Source organism: Streptomyces sp. NPDC002032 (assembly GCF_042890765.1).
GTDB lineage: Bacteria > Actinomycetota > Actinomycetes > Streptomycetales > Streptomycetaceae > Streptomyces.
Window position 1 is genome coordinate 130923 of sequence record NZ_JBIASM010000011.1, and the last position, 16684, is coordinate 147606.

Consider the following 16684-nt stretch of genomic DNA (forward strand, 5'->3'; position numbering starts at 1 on the left):
AGGGCGGGCACCGTCCCGCGAGGAGCCCGACCGATCCGACGCCGGAGAGAGGACCTCCATGCCCCTCGATGACCAGAGCGCTTGGGTTCTGCTCAGACGACTCGATGACCCGCAGCACATGGAGTTCCCCCGCGGCTACGACGCCGACGCCACCCGAGCACGGTTCGAGCGGCTCGCAGCCCGTCTGGATGCGCGGTTCCGGTGCACCTGTGCCGTCGACGGCCAGGCCCAGGACGCCAGTCTCTACGGGACGATCGTGATTCCGGAAGCCGCCGCGGACAGCGCTGACCACATCACCGTGACCCTCAGCAACTTCGGGAACCTGGCCGTCGTGAGCTTGGGCGATCCCGGAAGCTACGACGAGGAGGACGAGCGGGAGCTCTTTCACGCCACCGACCGGATCCGCGTCGAGGAAGACCTCGAAGCCCTCGGCTACACCGCCATCCCGGCGCACCTGCTCGTGACGGGATACGACGGCGACAGCGACCTCGTCTCCTATTACCCGCCGGAGTACCCCCCGACGTGGTGGATTCGTTTCTTCGCCTACCTGTGATCCGCGCCCCCGAGCCCTCGCCCGGGCTACCGGCGCGGTACACGACCCGCGCCCGATCGTGCGCCCGTATCGCCTCCGCGCGCCCCCGCGCGAGGGATGGCCGCGGGCCGGAGGCGCCCGGACCATGGACTGCCGCCACCGGCGGGTCCGGCTCGACTCGTTCATCACGGGGGAAACATGGGAAGACGCTGGCTGGTCACGGGATGCTCCTCGGGCCTCGGGCACGCACTGGCCACCGCCGCGGCCCGGGCCGGGGACGAGCTGGTGGTCACCGCCCGCAAGACCGCCGACCTGGAGCGACTGGCCGCCGCCTGGCCCGGACGCATCGTCCCGGTCCCGCTCGAACTGCGTGACGCCGCCTCCTGCGAGGCAGCCGTCCGCACCGCCGCCGACCGCCTCGGCGGCATCGACGTCCTCGTCAACAACGCCGGCGTCGGACTCTTCGGCGCGGTCGAGGAGGTCTCGGACGCCGAACTGCGCGACCAGTTGGAGACCCTGGTCGTGGGCCCCTGGCGGCTCACCCGGCTCGTGCTTCCGCTGATGCGGGCCCAAGGGCACGGCCACGTCCTCAACGTCTCCTCCATCGTGGGCCGGATCGCCCTCCCGGGCCTCGGCGCGTACACCGCCGGGAAACACGCCCTCGAAGGCATGAGCCAGGCCCTCGCCGTCGAGGCCGCCCCGCACAACATCCGCGTCACCGTGCTCGAACCGGGCATGTTCGCCACCCGCTACGGCACCTCCCTGACCGAGGCGCGCCACCGGGTGCCCGCCTACGACGCCACCAACCGCGAGATGCTCGAAGGCTCCCGCGGCCTCGCGGACAACCCCGAGACCGGCCGCCCCGAGGACTTCGCGGCCCGGGTGCTGGCCATCGTCGCCGCCCACGCCCCCACGCCGCTGCGGATCCCGGTCGGCGACGACGCGTACGGATATCTGGAACTGGCCGAGCAGGAGGCGCGCGAGGAGTTCGCCGCCGCCCGGGTCCTCACCCAGGGCCCGGTCCCCGCCTGACGGCCGCCGGGATCAGCCCAGCACCCGTACGGGCTCGCCGTCGAGGTACGCCCGGATGTCCTCGACCGCCTGCCCGTAGTACGTCGCGTAGTTGCCGCGGGACACGTAGCCCAGGTGCGGGGTCGCCAGCAGGCGCGGCGCCGTCCGCACCGGGTGGTCCGCCGGGAGCGGCTCGACGTCGAACACGTCGAGGCCCGCCCCGGCGATCGTGCCCCCGCGCAGCGCCGCGAGCAGCGCGTCCTGGTCGACGATGGCGGCCCGGGAGGTGTTGACGAGGTAGCCGGTCGGGCGCATCAGGGCGAGCTCCGGCGCGCCGATCAGCCCCCGCGTACGCTCGCCCAGCGCGAGGTGCACGGAGACGAAGTCGCTCGTCCGCAACAGCTCCTCCTTGGAGGCGGCGAGGGTCACCCCCACCTCGTCGGCCCGCTCCTTCGTGAGGTTCTGGCTCCAGGCCACCACCTCCATTCCGAAGGCGAGCCCGACCCGCGCCACCCGTTCGCCGATCTTCCCGAGCCCGAGCAGCCCGAGCCGGCGCCCGTACAGGTCGGCGCCGAGGGTCGACTGCCAGGGCCCGCCGGCGCGCAGGGCGGCGGACTCGGGCACGATCCCGCGCGCCAGCCCGAGCAGGAGTGCCCAGGTCAGCTCGACGGGCGGGGTGGAGGCGCTGGCGGTCCCGCACACGGTGACGCCGTGCCGGGCGGCGGCCTCGAAGTCGATGACCGAGTTCCGCATGCCGGAGGCGACGAGCAGCCGCAGCCCGGGCAGCCGGGCGATCAGGCTGCCGGGAAACGGCACGCGCTCGCGCAGGGTGACGACGATCTCGAAACCGGCGAGCGCCTCGGCGAGGGCGTCCTCGGAGTCGAAGTGCTCGGAGAAGCAGACCACTTCGACCTCGTCGGCCACCGGCCCCCAGTCGGCCACCTCGGTGGCCACGGACTGGAAGTCGTCGAGCACGGCACAGCGGAGTTTCATCGCGTCACCCTCACAGGCATCAGGCGGTCTCAGGCGTTCATTGTCATCACACCCGCCGAGGGCTTCGGAGGAGGGGCCCGGAGCGTGATCTTCCCCAGGCTCGCGGGCCGGCCCGCGTCGTCACGAGGCGTAGGGCCTGGCCGGGCCCGCCCGCCGCCCGCCGACGGCCCCGTCCCGCGCACCACCCGGAGGTACGAACCGGGGCCCGGCTTGAGGGCTGGCTCCATCGGCGTAGCGTGAAAGGAGAGGCCCGGGTCCCCCGGCGGACGGCGCCGGTGCGGGGTGCGGGCGCGAGGAGCGTCGGCCATGGGAAAGATCTCCGTCGACCAGCTGCGCGAACGGGTGCGCGGTGCGGTCGTCACCCCAGAGGACGCCGCCTATGACGAGGCGCGCAAGGTCTACAACGCGATGATCGACCGCAAGCCCGCGGTCGTCGTGCGCTGCTCCGGCGCCGCGGACGTCATGGCGACGGTCGATTACGCCCGGGAGAACGGGCTGGACCTCGCCGTCCGCGGCGGCAGCCACAGCGTGCCCGGCTTCGGTACCTGCGACGACGGCGTCGTGGCGGACCTGTCCGGGATGCGCGGGGTCCGCGTCGACCCCGGCGACCGCACGGCGCGCGCCGAGGGCGGAGCCACCTGGGGCGACTTCAACGCGGCCACCCACGTCTTCGGCCTGGCGACGACCGGCGGAATCATCAGCACCACCGGTGTCGCCGGACTCACCCTGGGTGGCGGCATCGGCTACCTCTGCCGCGGACAGGGTCTGAGCTGCGACAACCTGGTCTCGGCGGACGTGGTGACCGCGGACGGCCGGCTGCTGGTCGCGAGCGAGGACGAGCACGAGGACCTGTACTGGGCGCTGCGCGGCGGGGGCGGCAACTTCGGGGCGGTCACCTCGCTCCAGTTCCGCCTGGCCCCGGTCCGGGACATCTACGGCGGGCCCATCCTGTACGAACTGGACGACGCCGCGGCCGTGCTGCGCGGCTTCCGCGAACTCATCGCCGACGCGCCCCGCGAGCTCGGCTGCTTCCCCGCCTTCCAGATCGCCCCGCCGCTGCCGTTCATCCCCGAGGACCGGCACGGACAGCCGTTCATCCTGATGGTGGCCTGCTGGGCCGGCCCGCTCGACGAGGGCGAGCGGGCGCTGGAGCCGCTGCACGCGTTCGCGCCCGTGGTCGCCGAGCACGTCGGCCCCATGCCCTACCCGGCGCTGAACAGCGCCTTCGACGGCCTCGTCCCACCCGGGCTCCAGCACTACTGGAAGGCCAACTTCGTCCGCGAGCTCAGCGACGAGGCCATCGAGGCGCACCTGCGGCACGGCCCCCGGGTCCCCGCCGTGAACTCGACGGTCCACATCTACCCGATCAACGGCGCCTGCCATGACGTCCCGGCGGACGCGACGGCCTTCGCCTACCGGGACGCCTCCTTCGCCACCGTCATCGCCGGCATGTGGCCCGACCCGGCCGACAACGAGGCCAACACGGCCTGGGTCCGCGAGTACTACGAGGCGACCGCCCCGCACTCGGAGGAGGGCGGCTACGTCAACTTCATGGCGGGCGACGACCAGGAGCGCATCCGGGCCAACTACAAGGGCAACTACGAGCGCCTCGTGGCGGTCAAGCGCGCCTACGACCCGGACAACCTGTTCCACCTCAACCAGAACATCAAGCCCTGAGGCCGTGCCGTCCGTCGGGCCCCGGCTGCCCGGACCAGGTCCTGCGCACCCGGCGGCCCGGCGACGGATCCCTCAGAGCGCGGCGCCGAGCGCGCGCACGTCGACCTTGTACGGAGCGAAACCGGCGTTGTTCTTGCAGCCGAGCTCCTCGAAGGTGCTGACCTTGGTGACCGGGTCGGTGTGGCTCAGGCGGTACTTGCAGGCGCCCTTGATGTACTGGCCCTTCACGCCGCCGGGGAAGTCGATCTCCTTGTTCCACAGGTACGGCGAGTTGTAGCCGTTCAGGCGGGCCGTGGCGTTCACGTCGATGCCGCCGGGCGCGTAGATCTCGTAGACCCAGCCCGTCTTCGCGCTCCCGTAGGTGGCGAACTTCTGGGCCACCCACTTCTCGCAGCTCGTGCTCAGGTGCGCGCTGCTCTGGCCCCCGCCCTTGACGATGTACTCGGCGAGCGGGGTCAGCTGGTCGCCGCGCGGGGTGAAGCCGGTGCCGAAGATCTCCTCGACGGTCTCCCGGGTGTCACCGCGCCACAGGACGTTGACGTCGCTGCGCCACTGCCAGCGCTCGTCGGCGGCGCCGGCCGCGACGTCGCGGTCGATCGCCCTGTTGGTCGTCGTCCGGTACCAGTCCCAGGGGCGGTATTCGACGGTCGGCCCGCAGGGCTTGGTCAGTTCGTCGTCGAGCGCGACGGGCGCGACGGGGGCGGCCGGAGCGGTCAAAGAGGCCGGCGCGGCCGGTGCGGCGGTGGCCGGGGTGAGGCCGGCGACGGAGACGAGGGAGACGGCGGCGAGCAGCCGGAGAGCGGTCTGCAGCATGGTGGGGACCCATCGGTTGATCAACATGACGGGCCCTTTATAGGGGCGCTCCCGCCGCCCGGCCCGGCGCGCGGCAGCGGGCCCACCCGCACGGGTGGATCAGTCGTACCGGGGAAAGGATTCGCCACCGCGCCGCGCCGGGGTGAGCCGGGCGGGTGAGGCGCGGGAGAGGAGCGCCCGACGGGGCAGGGTTCATGGGGAGAAGAGCAGGGGTCCCTCGGGGGGATCCCCCGTCGAAGGAGCGTGCCGTGGCCCTGTCCCGTACCGAACGTGAGCAGTTCCTCGCCGAGCCCCACGTCGCCGCGTTCGCGGTGAACGGGGGAGCGGAGGGGGACCGTGCGCCGCTGACGGTCCCCATCTGGTACCAGTACGCGCCCGGCGAGGACATCTGGATCATGACCGGCCGGGACTCGCGCAAGGCCGGTCTCATCCGGGCCGCGGGCCGGTTCGCCCTGATGGTGGACCGGCTGGAGCCCACGATCCGGTACGTGTCGGTCGAGGGGCCGGTCGTCTCCACCGTCCCGGCCACGCGCGAGCAGCTGGTGGAGATGTCCTCGCGGTACCTGCCGGCGGAGAAGGTCGAGGGCTACGTCGACTTCGCGTGGAAGGAGCACGGCGAGCAGGTCGTGATCCACATGCGTCCGCAGCGGTGGGTGAGTTCGGACCTCGGCACCGTCTGACGAAGACGGCGGCCCGGACCCTCTCCCGCACCCGGGCCGGCTCCCGCACCCGCCTCCCGGAGCGGGGCCCCGCCGGTCAGCCCGCCTCCGGACCGGTGGGGGCGGCGGCCCCGGGGCCGTCGTCCGGCACGGTCCAGAAGCGGTCGAGGGTGGCCAGGACGAGCCGGCACACGGCGTCCGGATCGGCGCTGGCCAGAGGCTCGCGGGCGGCGACCGTCCGCATCAGGCCGATGCCCAGCAGCCAGGCCATGGCGAGATCGGCGCGCAGGGCGCCGTCCGCGGAGGGCGCGAGGCCCGCCAGCGCCTTCTGGTACTCCCCGCCCAGCTCGCGCAGGGTCGCGGTCGCCTCGTCGCCCCGGCCGACGGACCTCAGGTACACCTCCAGCGAGCGGTCGGCCCCCGGGGCGCTGCGGGTGAGCATCGAACGCAGGGCGGTCTCGAAGAGGTCCTCCGGCGCGGTCGTGTGCAGCTGCTCCAGGCCGCCCCGGGCGACGACCTCCGTCAGCAGCCCGTGCTTGGAGCCGAAGTAGCGGAAGAGGAGCGCCTGGTTGGCTCCGGCGCGCTCGGCTATCGCCCGGACCGTGGTCCGCTCGTAGCCCCGCTCGGCGAACAGCTCACCCGCGGCGTCGAGCAGCCTCAGACGGGTGGCCGCGGCGTTGCGGGGGCGCTCCGCGGGCTGCGGGCGCGGGGATTCGTCCACGCTGATGGTCCTCTCGGAAGGCCCGTCAGGATAACGGCCACAAAGCGTCGTTGACCGGCGGGGTGGCCCGTCCTAGGTTGTAAGCAGCTGCTTACAACGATGGAGGCCGCAGTGACGACCATCGGCACCACCCCCCTCGCCTACCCTTTCAACACCGCCGAGGGACTTCAGCTCGCCGAGGAGTACGAGCGCGTCCGCGACCGGCCCGGGCTGTTACGCGTACAGATGCCGTACGGCGAACCGGCCTGGCTGGTCACCCGCTACGCGGACGCCCGCCTCGTGCTCGGCGACGCGCGGTTCAGCCGGGCGGCGGGCGCCGCCCACGACGAGCCCCGCCAGTCCGAGGGCCGCACCGACAGCGGCATCCTGGGCATGGACCCGCCCGACCACACCCGGCTGCGCTCCCTGGTGGCCAAGGCGTTCACCGTCCGGCAGGTCGAGAAGCTCCGGCCCCAGGTGCGCGCGCTCACCGAAGGACTGCTCGACGAAATGGAGGCGGCCGGGCCCCCGGCAGACCTCGTCGACCGCTACGCGCTGCCCGTCCCGGTGGCCGTGATCTGCCGGCTGCTCGGCGTACCGGTCGAGGACCGGCCGCGCTTCCGGGTGTGGAGTGACGCGGCGCTCTCGACCAGCTCGCTCACGGCCGAGGAGTTCCACACCAATCGCGAGGAACTGCGCGCCTACATGGCCGGACTGATCGAGGCGCACCGCCAGGACCCGCGCGACGACCTGATGACGGCCCTCATCGAAGCCCGGGACGCCGACGGCGACCGGCTCTCCGAGCTGGAGCTCATCGACCTGTGCGTGGCGGTCCTGGTGGCCGGACACGAGACGACGGCCTCCCAGATCCCCAACTTCGTCCTCACCCTCCTCGACCACCCGGACCAGCTCGCCCTGCTGCGCCGCGAGCCGGCCCTGATCGCGGCCGCGGTGGAGGAACTGCTGCGGTTCGTACCGCTGGGCAGCGGGGCCGGCCAGGCCCGCTACGCCACCGAGGACATCGAGATCGGCGGCACCCGCGTCAAGGCCGGGGACCCGCTGCTCGTCGCGACCGGCGCCGCCAACCGCGACGCGCTGCGCTTCACCGCCGCGGGGGTCCTGGACATCCGGCGTCCCTCCAACCAGCACCTGGGTTTCGGCCACGGCGTCCACCACTGCCTGGGCGCCCCGCTGGCCCGCATGGAACTCCAGGAGGCGCTGGGGGCGCTGCTGCGGCGCTTCCCAGGGCTGGAGCTCGCCGGGGACATCACCTGGAAGAGCGAGATGCTGGTGCGCGGGCCGCGCGTCATGCCGGTGGGGTGGTGAGCGCCGTGAACTGGACCGTACGGGTCGACGCCGGCCTGTGCATGGGGTCGGGCATCTGCGCGGGCACCGCGCCCGAGATCTTCGCACTGGAGGACGACCACGCCCGGCCGCGCACGGACCGGGTCGCCCCGGAGGAACGGATCCTGGAGGCCGCCGACATGTGCCCGGCGCAGGCCATCACGGTCCACGACGGCGCCACCGTGATCGGCCCCCGCCCGGACTAGGGCGCTTCCCCCGCCCGCGGGGTCGTGGCGCGGGTCGTGATCAGGCGGACGGCGGCGGTCGTCAGGTCCGGGTCGTGGAGCTGGACGTAGTGGTCGCTGCCGGTGGCCAGCAGGTGCGGGGTCTGCGGACGCAGGTCCACCAGGGCCTGCTGGGCCCTCGGCCAGGCCGCCTCCAGCTTCGCCAGGAGGGCCTTGTCCATGGTGGGCGGCGCCGCGAAGGGCGCGGTCTTGCTGAGCACCGCGACCGGGACCGGCGGGAGCGGGCCGCCCCGGTCGAGGGCGGTGACTCCGCCGTCGATGTCCACCTGTTCGAAGGCCGGGTCGGCGTCGAACGGCGTCCCCGGATGCCTGAGCGCCTCGACGTACGCCCCCCAGCGCGCCCCCATCGCGGGCTTCAGCCCCGGCCCGAGGGCGTCGACCAGGACCAGCCCGCGGGTCCGCTCCGGGTGCTCCTGCGCGTACCGCAGGGCGAGCATCCCGCCGAAGGAGTGCCCCACCAGCACGTACGGGCCCGGTACGTGCCCGGCGGTCAGCACCCGGTCCAGGTCCCGCACCATGGCGGCCAGGCTCCGGGTGCCCCGTACCGGCGTGCTGCGGTCGGTGAGCCGCGGCGGCTCCGTGTAGCGGATGGTCCCCGGGCGGTCGTAGGTGCACACCCGGGTGAAGGAGGCCACGCCCGGCAGCACCGCCGGGGACTTCGGCACGGGCGGGGACGCATCGGTCAGCGACCAGGGGTCGGAGGCCTCGTGCAGCCCGGACAGCAGCACCACCGTCGGGCTCCCGGAGCCGGCGCAGCGCAGATACAGGCTCCGGCCGCCGCCGATGTCCACCCGCCGCCCGGAGTCCGCGCCGTCCGGCCCGGGCGCGGCCGCCACCAGCAGCAGGGCGGCCACCACGGCCGCCACCGCGCCGGGCGCTCGCCTTCGCATACCCCCAGCCTCCCCCCGCGCGGACCGCTCCGCCTCCCCGGCCGGCCCGGGGACGGCTGAAACCCGGGCGGAATCAGCCGATCCGGTTGTCGGGGCCGAGCGGGTTTCGAAGCCGTTCCACCGACTTCAGCCGAGGTCGGACGCCTGTCCGCGGACCGGGGGTGGCACGGGGGGAGCGCCCGGCTTCGGCCACACGCCCCCACACGCCTCCCGCGGGGACGTTCCCTCCCTACGGTAGCTGGGCACCCGCTTGGTGCCGATCGATCGCCACCCGAGGGGAACCCGCATGACCAAGGTCCTGGTGCTGCACAACGTGTGCCTGGTGAGGTCCGCGCTGGCCGCACTGCTGAGATCCGAGGGCAACTTCGAAGTCACCTCCGCCGGCTGGCGTGCCGCCGCCCGTCAGGCGGAGTTCTTACGACCGGACGTGGCGGTCGTGGACCTCGAGTGTCCGGGGGTGTCGGCCGCCCTCCTCGCGGACGCCGGCACCGTCCGCCTGCTGCCCCGCTCCGCCACGCCCCTGCTCGTGCTGGCCCGGGCCGACACCCCCGGCTCGCTGCGCCGGGCCTTCCAGACCCAGGCCCTCGGCTACGTCGACAAGGACGGCTCGCCCGACCGCCTGGTCCGGGCCATCGGCAAGGTCGCCGCGGGGGAACGGTTCATCGACGCCACCCTCGCCTCGGCCTTCATGGAAGCCGACCCCATGCCGCTCAGCCCGCGCGAACTGAGCGTCCTGGCCCGGGCCGCCGAGGGCGACTCGATCGCGGAGATAGCCCGTGCCCTGCACCTCGCCAGCGGAACCGTACGCAACTACATGGCCGCCGTGACGCGAAAGACCGGCGCCCGCAACAGGGTCGACGCCATCCGGATATCCCGGCGGGCCGGCTGGGTCTGAGCCGCCGGTCCGAGTTTCGCCCCACCCCCACCCCCGCCCCACCCCCCCGCCGTCGGCGGACGAGCGGTCGGCCCTGCCGTGCGCGCCTCAGCCGCGCCCGTTCCACAGGCCCACCAGGTCCCGATACAGGGGCGACCTGGCCGGCAGCTCCGCATGCGTGCCGCACACCGCCCGGGTCCCGTCGAGCACCAGGACCCGGTCGGCCCGGACCGCCGAGGAGATGCGGTGGGCGACCACCACGAGGGCGCCGGGACGTTCGGCCAGCGCCCGCTCGGCGCGTTCCTCGGCGGGCGGGTCGAGGTGGCAGGTGGCCTCGTCGAGCAGCAGCAGGGGGGCGGGGGAGAGGTGGGCGGCGACCAGGGCGAGGAGCTGGCGCTCGCCCTGGGAGAGCCGCCCCGGATCGACGGCCCCGTCCGGCCCGCCGAGCCGCGCCACCAGCGCGTCCGCCCCGAGGGCGGCCGTGGCCCGCTCCACCTCTTCCCCGGACACCGGTCCGGGGCACAGGTGGGTCAGGTTCTCGCGGACCGTACCGGTGAAGACGTACGCCTCCTGGGGCAGCAGCGTCCGGCGGACGTCCGGGCCGGGCCCCGGGCCGCCCCGCGCGGGCGCACCCGCCACCCGTACGGTCCCCCGGCCGGGCGGCAGCAGGCCCGCGATCAGGGCCGTGAGCGTGGACTTGCCGATCCCGCTCGGCCCCACCACGGCCAGGTGCTCCTGCGGCCCGACCACCAGGTCGAGGCCGTCGATCACCGGATGCGAGCGGGGGCCGTACGCGAAGCCGACCCGGCGGAGCTCGACGGCGGGCGGGGCGGTCCCACCAGGAGCAGGCGCGGGAACAGGAACAGGAGCAGGCGCGGGCGCGGGCGAGGGCGCATCAGCACCAGCTACTGCGGGCGTGGCCGGGTCCTGCGGCGTCGTCGCGGCCGGGTCCGGGCGCGGGCCGCAGAACCGGTCCAGCACCACCAGCAGCCGGGTGCCCGCCGCGCCCAGGGCCGTCATCAGCGCGTCCAGGGCGGGGAGCAGCGACTGGACGAGGTAGGTCAGGGCCCCGGCCACCGCCCCCGTGCTCACCCCCCGTCCGAGGAGCCAGGGCGTGCCGGCCAGCAGGACGACGACCGGCAGCCGGCCCGCCACCCCCAGGCTCAGCGTGCGCAGGGCGCTCCAGCGCGCGAGCCGGCGCGTCAGCCGCTCCTGCTCGGCGATCAGCCGTTCCACCGGCGCCCCGGCCCGCGCCCCGCCGCCGCAGGCGACCACATCCCGCAGCCCCGCCGCCAGCTCGCCGGTCCGCGCGGACAGCGCCTCGTCGGTGTCGAGCGCCGCCCGCTGGACGCGCGCCATCGGGTGCAGCGTGGCCAGGAACCCCGCCGTACCCAGGACCAGCGCGGGCAGGACGAGGACCAGCAGGACGGGCGCCAGCGCGGCGAGTCCGAGGAGGGCGCCCAGGGCGGTGAAGACGAACGACCGGGCGACCAGGACCAGTCCGGCGAAGGAGTCCCTGGCCATCTCGGTCTGTTGCGTGAGCCGGGAGACCGCGCCCTCGTCACCGGCCCGCCACGGGTCGGCGACGGCCCTCCCGACCGCCTGGCGTACGGCGCGCCGCATCAGGCCGTCCCGCAGCGGCTCGACCAGCTCCGCGAGGCCGCCGAACACCCCGCGCAGGGCGACGGCGCCGATCAGGGCGCTGGCCGCGGCCACGGACAGCCAGGCGAGGCCCGTACCGGTACGGCCAGCGAGGAAACCGTCGTCGAGGGCGCGGGCCACCGCGTATCCGCCGAGGAAGGTGTGGGCGGACTCCAGCAGGGACCAGAGCGCGAGCCCGCGCAGCGGACGGGTCCGGCCGCGCAGGAAACGGCGGCCCTCGCCCGACACCCGGCGCCAGGTTCCGTACTCGCTCACCGGACCGCCTCCCGGCCGGGCTGCTCCGGCACGGACGGCAGGACGGCCCCGGGGTCCGGCCGGGGCGACGGTTCGGCGCGGGCCCGCCCCGCCGCCTCCCGGTCCGGGTCCGCCGCGTCGCCGAACACCGCCCGGTAGGCGGGGTCGCGCCACAGCTCGGTGTGCGTGCCGGTCGCCCGGACCCGGCCCGCGTCGAGCCACACGACGAGGTCGGCGCGGGCGGCCGAGGACACGCGGTGGGCGACGACGAGCCGGGTGCCCGGGCGGACGTCGTGGAGCAGGGCCCGTTCCACCTCGCGGGCGGTGCGGGTGTCCAGGCTCGACATCGCGTCGTCCAGGACGAGCAGCCGGCCGGCCCGGCAGAACGCCCGCGCCAGGCCCAGGCGTTGGAGCTCGCCGCCGGAAACCGGCGCGTCCCGGAGCGCGGTACCGTAGCCCCGGGGCAGGCGCCGGACGAAATCGTCGGCCCCGGCCGCCCGCGCGGCGGCGCGCACGGCAGGCGCGCCGGGCGGCGGTCCGCCGCCGAACGCGATGGTGGCCGTGACGTCCTCCCCGAAGAGGGCGGGGCGTTCGAAGGCGTGGCCCACCTCGCGGCGCAGTTCCTCCGCGGACAGGTCCTCCAGCGGGACGCCGTCCAGCAGCACCCGGCCCCCGTCGCACGCGGTGAGCCGCCCCGCGACGGCGGCCAGGGTCGTCTTGCCGGAACCGGAGCGGCCCACGACGGCGGCGGTCGTCCCGCCGGGTACGCGCAGGTCGATGTCGTGCAGCAGCACGGTGCCCGCGCGGACGACCCGTACGCCGCGCAGTTCCAGGGTGCCGGGGCCGCCCTCGGGCAACCGGGCGTCGCCTTGGGGGAGTTCGGGCAGTCCGAAGAGGACCGCAGTGCGGCGGGCCGCGCTGCGGCCGCGGACCACGGCCGCCAGCCGCCCCGTCACGGCCCCGACGCCGGCCGCGAGGCCCGCGTAGCGGACGGCGGCGAGGAGACCGCCGACGCCGAGGGCCCCGGCCGCGAGGCGGATCCCGCCCACGCCGAGGACGACGTACAGCAGCAGGGGCATGAGGGCGCTGGTGCGGGCCATGGTCGCCCCGTAGATCCGCCAGGTCCGCCGCCCTTCGGCGCCCAGTTCCGGCAACCGCTCCAGTACGCGGGCCTGTTCGCGCTCGGCGGTGCCGGCGGCGGCGATGGTGCGGGCGCCCGCGAGGACCTCCACGAGTCGGCCGGCCATCGCGAGCTGCACTTCCTGGTAGCGGCTGACGCTGGCACCCGACGCGCGGGCGAACGTCCTCAGCAGGATCGCGAGCAGCGGGAGTCCGGCGAGGAAGGCCAGTGCGGTCCAGACGTCGACCAGGAAGAGCGCGACCAGTCCGCCGAGCGGGGGCAGCAGGGCGACGGCCGCGCTCACTGCCGCCGCCGGTACGCCGCCCGCGGCCGTGGCGTGGGTGGTCAGCCGGGCGGAGAGTTCGCCGGGGGAGTGGCGGGCGGCGTGGTGCGGCGCGGTGCGCAGCAGCCGGCCGAGGCCGAGCCGGCGCAGCCGGGCGGTGGAGCGGGCGTCGACGCCGCCGGTGAGTCGGGCCGTCGCCGCGTCGAGGAGGACCTCGGCGGCGATGACCGCCGCGCACCAGCCCGTCCAGCGGGCGCCGGCGGGGTCCTGCCGCAGCAGCAGGTCGAGGGTGTGGCCGAGCAGGGCCGGTTCGGCCAGGGCCGCGCCGGCCGCGGCCACCGAGGAGACGGACAGGGCGGTGAGGCGGCCGGCGCTGTGCCGTGCGGCCGCCCGCAACGCCCGGTCGGCGCCGAGGGCGGCCGCCGCCTCGCCGGTGGGATCGGGCGCAGTCATGGGCGGCGGCTCCACAGGTGTCTCCGGGAGGGCTCCAAGGACGTGGTGCGGGCCCGGGCGGCGAACCGCCCGGGCCCGGAGGACCTGGTTAGTTACAGGTCGTGATGCTCAGGCTGCTGTCGCCGCAGAGGAGGAGGCTGGCGCGGCTGCCGCCGGTGTGCGCGGCCTCGGTGGTCTCGTCCTTCGGGGTGTCCATCGACTGCAGGTCAAGGAGCGTCATGTCGTAATCCTTTTCACTGTGGTGTTCGGATGGGACTCGGCCCCCACGAGGGGGACCGGCTCTGGGGCCGCCGCGGTGGACCGCGGGGGCGGGAGGAACGGCAGCTGCGCGCGCCCGCCGGGCGCGGCGCTGCCGAGGGCGAGGAGCGCGCCGGCCGTGCCCGTGGACAGGTCCATGGACAGCCGCATCATCTGCTCGCCCGGGAAGGCCAGACGGCCTCGGTAGGGGACCGCGTGCCGGGCCAGGGCGTCGACCTGCCGGGCGATGTCCGCGGCGGAGGTGCCCGGTCCGGGCGTCGTGGTCCGCGCCAGGTGCAGGATCATTCCGGCGGCGCCGCGGAACAGGCCGGGCTGGGCGTAGAACGTCGCCTGGGCGGCACGGACGATCTCCGGCCGGGCCCGTTCGAAGCGCTCGTCCCGCCCGTGCTCCAGCCAGTCGTCCAGCACCATGCCGATGCCGACGCTGCCGCCCCCGAGGTAGGGCATCGTGCGCCACCCCTCGTTGACCTGGAGGGTGCCGAAGACGCTGGTCACGCAGTGGTCGAGGTCGCGGTGCAGGGATCGGGCCGCCAGGGCCAGCAACTCCCTTTCACCGGTGCGTTCGTAGAGCCGCAGGTACAGCAGGGCGACTCCGCTGGCGCCGTGGAGCAGACCGGCCCGCTGGGGCCCGGCGCCTTCGGCGAGGAGGTCGGCGCAGCGCAGGGCCGCGGAGCACAGTGCCCCCTCGCCGGTGGCCGCGCCCAGGGAGTCCAGGGCCAGCCCGATGCCGGCGAGTCCGCCGTGCAGGTCGGGTCCGGCCGACTGCCAGGGTTGGCGCAGCAGTTGTTCGGCGAGGGTGAGCGCGCGTTCGCGGTGGCCGAGCCGCTCCAGGGTCCAGGCGAGACCGGCGAGGCCGTCGTAGAAGCCGAGCGGGGTGCCGGAGGGCGGCTCCTTCGTCCGGTCCAGCAGCCATTGCTCGGCCTCGGGCCACGGGTCGGCGCCGGTCTCGGCGAGCGCGTACAGCACGCCCGCGGCTCCGTTCCCGAAGGCGGTGCCCCCGCCGGCGGCGGCGAACTGGGCTATGTCGCCGGGGAAGAGGCGGTCCTCGCGGTCGAAGGTGGCGCTGGCCCGCAGGGCCGCCGTCATCGAGGCGCGGGCCGCTTCCCAGTCGCCGGGCTCCACGGGCAGGTAGTCGCGGCGCGGCGCGGCCGGGCGGGCGGCCGCACCGGCACCTGCTCCGGAGCCGGCGTCCGCGTCCGCTCTGGCGTCGGCTCTCGCGTCGGCTCCCGTCTCCGCGCCGGACCCGGGTCCGGCGCCGGCGAGGATCTCCCGTACCGCCTCGTCGAGGAAGGCGCGGGGTACGGGGAACTGCTCGGCGATGATGTCGGCGAGGTGCGCGGCCTTGGCCCGGTCGAGCACCAGCAGGCTGGTGAGCGGCAGGAACAGTGCCAGGCGCAGGCAGGCCAGGGCGTAGCGGTCGACGCCGAAGCCGCGCCGGTCGGCCGGGGCGACGAACGCCGGATTGGCGACGGTCTGGCGCAGCCCCTCGTCGACGTGGGCGGCCGCCTCGAAGTCGAGCAGCGCGACGGAGGTCTCGCCGCTGTCCGGATCCTCCGCGACCATGATGTTGAACAGGTGCAGGTCGTTGAAGACGATCCCGCGGGCGTGCACCGCCTCCACGGCTCGCGTCACCTTCCGGTGGATGTCCAGCGCCCACCGGGTGTACTCCGCGAGCTCCGAGGGATCCGGATCCGCCTCGATCAGCGGGTGGCGGCGGGCGAAGTAGGTGTTGAGGGGCTTGCCCTCCAGGTGCTGCATCGCGAGGAAGTGGTGCTCGCCGACGCTGAAGGTGCCGTGCACCGAGGGAACGCAGTCCAGTCCGGCGAGTCGCTCCAGTGCCCGTCGTTCGCGGTGCAGCCGGGTGACAGCGTCGGCCCCGTCGGCCGCGAGACCCGCGAAGGGACGCGCTTCCTTCAGGACGACCGGCTCGTCGGTGCGCAGGTCCCGGCCGGCGTAGACACCGCCGCCGTTGGAGAAGTGCAGGGCCCGCTCCACGCTGTACGGGAGCCCTTCGAGGGTGACGGCGGCCCGCCGGGCGAGGTGCGGCGCCAGGAACGCCGGCGGCTCGACCCACTCGGGCGGCTGGAACACCGGGCCGCGCGGGTCGGGAACCAGCCTTCCGTCCGGGGCCTCGATCGCCGGGACGAGCTCGCCGCGGTCGTCGTAGCAGTGCCGCAGGGTGAAGCTGCCGTAACGCAGGTGCACCGGCCCGTCGTTCCAGCGCAGGTCGCTGAGGATGTAGGGGCCGGGTTCGGCGGCCAGCAGGGCGTCGAGCTCCTCGGCGATGTGCCCGCACTGCTCCTCGTCCGCCGGGTACACGGTGAGGAACTTGCCGCTCGCCGCACGGTCCGCGTACTTCGCGTTGCGCAGGTGCAGCAGGTAGCGGCTGGGCACGAACTTGAAGGCGATCTCACGGTCCACGCAGTAGCGGTGGACCCGTTCGAGGACGGATTCCGCGTTGTCCAGACAGGCCGAGACGTGGATCTTCCAGCCCTGGGAGGGGAGTCGGACTCCGAGGGGCCGCAGCGCCAGCCAGTCCCCACTGCGGTGCGTCTGCCACCCCGCCGGTACGGGGGCGAGCGCGGCCGGGTAGTTCTCCTCGGCGCGCCGGTACGGCGCGTCGTAGAACCAGCGGTCGGCGTCGCAGAAGGCGGCGTACCCCTTGTTCACTCCTGCTCCCTCGGTCGGTGACGTGCTCAACGCTGTCACGCGGACCGGGGGCGGCGACAGTCACGGCTGTCACCGACGGGGTGTGCAATACGCACGAGTCACCGGGCGGGTCCTCGCGCGCGCGAAGGGGGCGTCCCCGGGCACGGCGCTGTGGGGGGCCGGGGGGGGGGGCCCCGCCCGCGGGGGGGGGGGGGGGGGGGGGCCCCCCCCCCCCCCCCCCCCACCCCCCCCCCCCCCCGCGGGGGGGGGGTGGGGACGCACCGGGG

15 protein-coding genes are annotated in these 16684 nt (G+C 74.8%); 7 read left to right on the forward strand and 8 right to left on the reverse strand.

Annotated elements, in window-relative coordinates; all coding sequences use genetic code 11:
* Positions 1–58 precede the first annotated feature (58 nt).
* Positions 59–553, forward strand: a complete 495-nt coding sequence (locus tag ACFYYT_RS24910) for a hypothetical protein (protein WP_351826328.1) — start codon at positions 59–61, stop codon at positions 551–553.
* Positions 554–730: 177 nt separating this feature from the next.
* Positions 731–1564 (forward strand): SDR family oxidoreductase, encoded by an 834-nt coding sequence (locus ACFYYT_RS24915; protein ID WP_351826329.1) that lies wholly within the window; start codon positions 731–733, stop codon positions 1562–1564.
* Between the two features lie 12 nt (positions 1565–1576).
* Here the strand turns inward: ACFYYT_RS24915 and ACFYYT_RS24920 are convergent, their stop codons facing one another.
* The gene (locus ACFYYT_RS24920; protein ID WP_351826330.1) at positions 1577–2536 is read right to left on the reverse strand and encodes a D-2-hydroxyacid dehydrogenase family protein; all 960 of its coding nucleotides are present in this window, start codon (positions 2534–2536) and stop codon (positions 1577–1579) included.
* 306 nt (positions 2537–2842) lie between these two features.
* Between ACFYYT_RS24920 and ACFYYT_RS24925 the strand changes: the two genes are divergently transcribed.
* The gene (locus tag ACFYYT_RS24925) at positions 2843–4213 is read left to right on the forward strand and encodes an FAD-binding oxidoreductase (RefSeq protein ID WP_351826331.1); all 1371 of its coding nucleotides are present in this window, start codon (positions 2843–2845) and stop codon (positions 4211–4213) included.
* Between the two features lie 72 nt (positions 4214–4285).
* Here the strand turns inward: ACFYYT_RS24925 and ACFYYT_RS24930 are convergent, their stop codons facing one another.
* Positions 4286–5026, reverse strand: a complete 741-nt coding sequence (locus tag ACFYYT_RS24930; protein ID WP_351826332.1) for a hypothetical protein — start codon at positions 5024–5026, stop codon at positions 4286–4288.
* A 248-nt stretch (positions 5027–5274) separates the two neighbouring features.
* On the opposite strand from ACFYYT_RS24930, the gene ACFYYT_RS24935 reads away from it, so the two are divergent.
* Positions 5275–5706 carry a pyridoxamine 5'-phosphate oxidase family protein gene (locus ACFYYT_RS24935; protein ID WP_351826333.1) on the forward strand — a complete coding sequence of 144 codons (432 nt, stop codon included), beginning with the start codon at positions 5275–5277 and terminating at the stop codon, positions 5704–5706.
* A 76-nt stretch (positions 5707–5782) separates the two neighbouring features.
* Here the strand turns inward: ACFYYT_RS24935 and ACFYYT_RS24940 are convergent, their stop codons facing one another.
* A complete protein-coding gene (locus tag ACFYYT_RS24940) occupies positions 5783–6406 on the reverse strand; it encodes a TetR family transcriptional regulator (RefSeq protein ID WP_351826334.1) in 624 nt (207 codons plus the stop codon).
* Between the two features lie 99 nt (positions 6407–6505).
* On the opposite strand from ACFYYT_RS24940, the gene ACFYYT_RS24945 reads away from it, so the two are divergent.
* Together ACFYYT_RS24945 and ACFYYT_RS24950 are read left to right on the forward strand one after the other, a co-directional pair.
* The gene (locus ACFYYT_RS24945; RefSeq protein ID WP_388609294.1) at positions 6506–7711 is read left to right on the forward strand and encodes a cytochrome P450; all 1206 of its coding nucleotides are present in this window, start codon (positions 6506–6508) and stop codon (positions 7709–7711) included.
* Positions 7708–7935 carry a ferredoxin gene (locus ACFYYT_RS24950; protein WP_351826336.1) on the forward strand — a complete coding sequence of 76 codons (228 nt, stop codon included), beginning with the start codon at positions 7708–7710 and terminating at the stop codon, positions 7933–7935. Before ACFYYT_RS24945 ends, ACFYYT_RS24950 begins: the two co-directional genes overlap by 4 nt.
* Here the strand turns inward: ACFYYT_RS24950 and ACFYYT_RS24955 are convergent.
* Positions 7932–8864 (reverse strand): alpha/beta hydrolase, encoded by a 933-nt coding sequence (locus tag ACFYYT_RS24955; protein ID WP_351826337.1) that lies wholly within the window; start codon positions 8862–8864, stop codon positions 7932–7934. The genes ACFYYT_RS24950 and ACFYYT_RS24955 overlap by 4 nt on opposite strands.
* Before the next feature lie 286 nt (positions 8865–9150).
* Here ACFYYT_RS24955 and ACFYYT_RS24960 point away from each other — a divergent pair, with 286 nt between their 5' ends.
* Positions 9151–9759 carry a response regulator transcription factor gene (locus ACFYYT_RS24960; protein WP_351826338.1) on the forward strand — a complete coding sequence of 203 codons (609 nt, stop codon included), beginning with the start codon at positions 9151–9153 and terminating at the stop codon, positions 9757–9759.
* 87 nt (positions 9760–9846) lie between these two features.
* Here ACFYYT_RS24960 and ACFYYT_RS24965 read toward each other — a convergent pair whose 3' ends face one another.
* From ACFYYT_RS24965 to lanKC, 4 genes are all read right to left on the reverse strand, one after another.
* Complete coding sequence (locus tag ACFYYT_RS24965; protein ID WP_351826339.1) at positions 9847–11655, reverse strand: ABC transporter ATP-binding protein; 1809 nt, start codon at positions 11653–11655, stop codon at positions 9847–9849.
* Positions 11652–13490, reverse strand: coding sequence for an ABC transporter ATP-binding protein (locus ACFYYT_RS24970; protein WP_351826340.1), 1839 nt, complete (start codon positions 13488–13490; stop codon positions 11652–11654). The genes ACFYYT_RS24965 and ACFYYT_RS24970 overlap by 4 nt, the downstream gene beginning before the upstream one ends.
* Before the next feature lie 88 nt (positions 13491–13578).
* Entirely contained in the window at positions 13579–13710 is a 132-nt protein-coding gene (locus tag ACFYYT_RS24975) for a SapB/AmfS family lanthipeptide (protein ID WP_351826341.1), read from the reverse strand.
* Complete coding sequence (gene lanKC, locus ACFYYT_RS24980; protein ID WP_351826342.1) at positions 13707–16418, reverse strand: class III lanthionine synthetase LanKC; 2712 nt, start codon at positions 16416–16418, stop codon at positions 13707–13709. The genes ACFYYT_RS24975 and lanKC overlap by 4 nt, the downstream gene beginning before the upstream one ends.
* Positions 16419–16684 lie beyond the last annotated feature (266 nt).

What these genes read in the sequence shown, in the direction of transcription:
- ACFYYT_RS24910 (WP_351826328.1), top strand. Translation starts at nt 59, where the DNA reads ATGCCCCTCGATGACCAGAGCGCTTGGGTTCTGCTCAGACGACTCGAT.
- ACFYYT_RS24915 (WP_351826329.1), top strand. Translation starts at nt 731, where the DNA reads ATGGGAAGACGCTGGCTGGTCACGGGATGCTCCTCGGGCCTCGGGCAC.
- ACFYYT_RS24920 (WP_351826330.1), bottom strand. Translation starts at nt 2,536, where the DNA reads ATGAAACTCCGCTGTGCCGTGCTCGACGACTTCCAGTCCGTGGCCACC.
- ACFYYT_RS24925 (WP_351826331.1), top strand. Translation starts at nt 2,843, where the DNA reads ATGGGAAAGATCTCCGTCGACCAGCTGCGCGAACGGGTGCGCGGTGCG.
- ACFYYT_RS24930 (WP_351826332.1), bottom strand. Translation starts at nt 5,026, where the DNA reads ATGCTGCAGACCGCTCTCCGGCTGCTCGCCGCCGTCTCCCTCGTCTCC.
- ACFYYT_RS24945 (WP_388609294.1), top strand. Translation starts at nt 6,506, where the DNA reads ATGGAGGCCGCAGTGACGACCATCGGCACCACCCCCCTCGCCTACCCT.
- ACFYYT_RS24955 (WP_351826337.1), bottom strand. Translation starts at nt 8,864, where the DNA reads ATGCGAAGGCGAGCGCCCGGCGCGGTGGCGGCCGTGGTGGCCGCCCTG.
- ACFYYT_RS24960 (WP_351826338.1), top strand. Translation starts at nt 9,151, where the DNA reads ATGACCAAGGTCCTGGTGCTGCACAACGTGTGCCTGGTGAGGTCCGCG.
- ACFYYT_RS24970 (WP_351826340.1), bottom strand. Translation starts at nt 13,490, where the DNA reads ATGACTGCGCCCGATCCCACCGGCGAGGCGGCGGCCGCCCTCGGCGCC.
- ACFYYT_RS24975 (WP_351826341.1), bottom strand. Translation starts at nt 13,710, where the DNA reads ATGACGCTCCTTGACCTGCAGTCGATGGACACCCCGAAGGACGAGACC.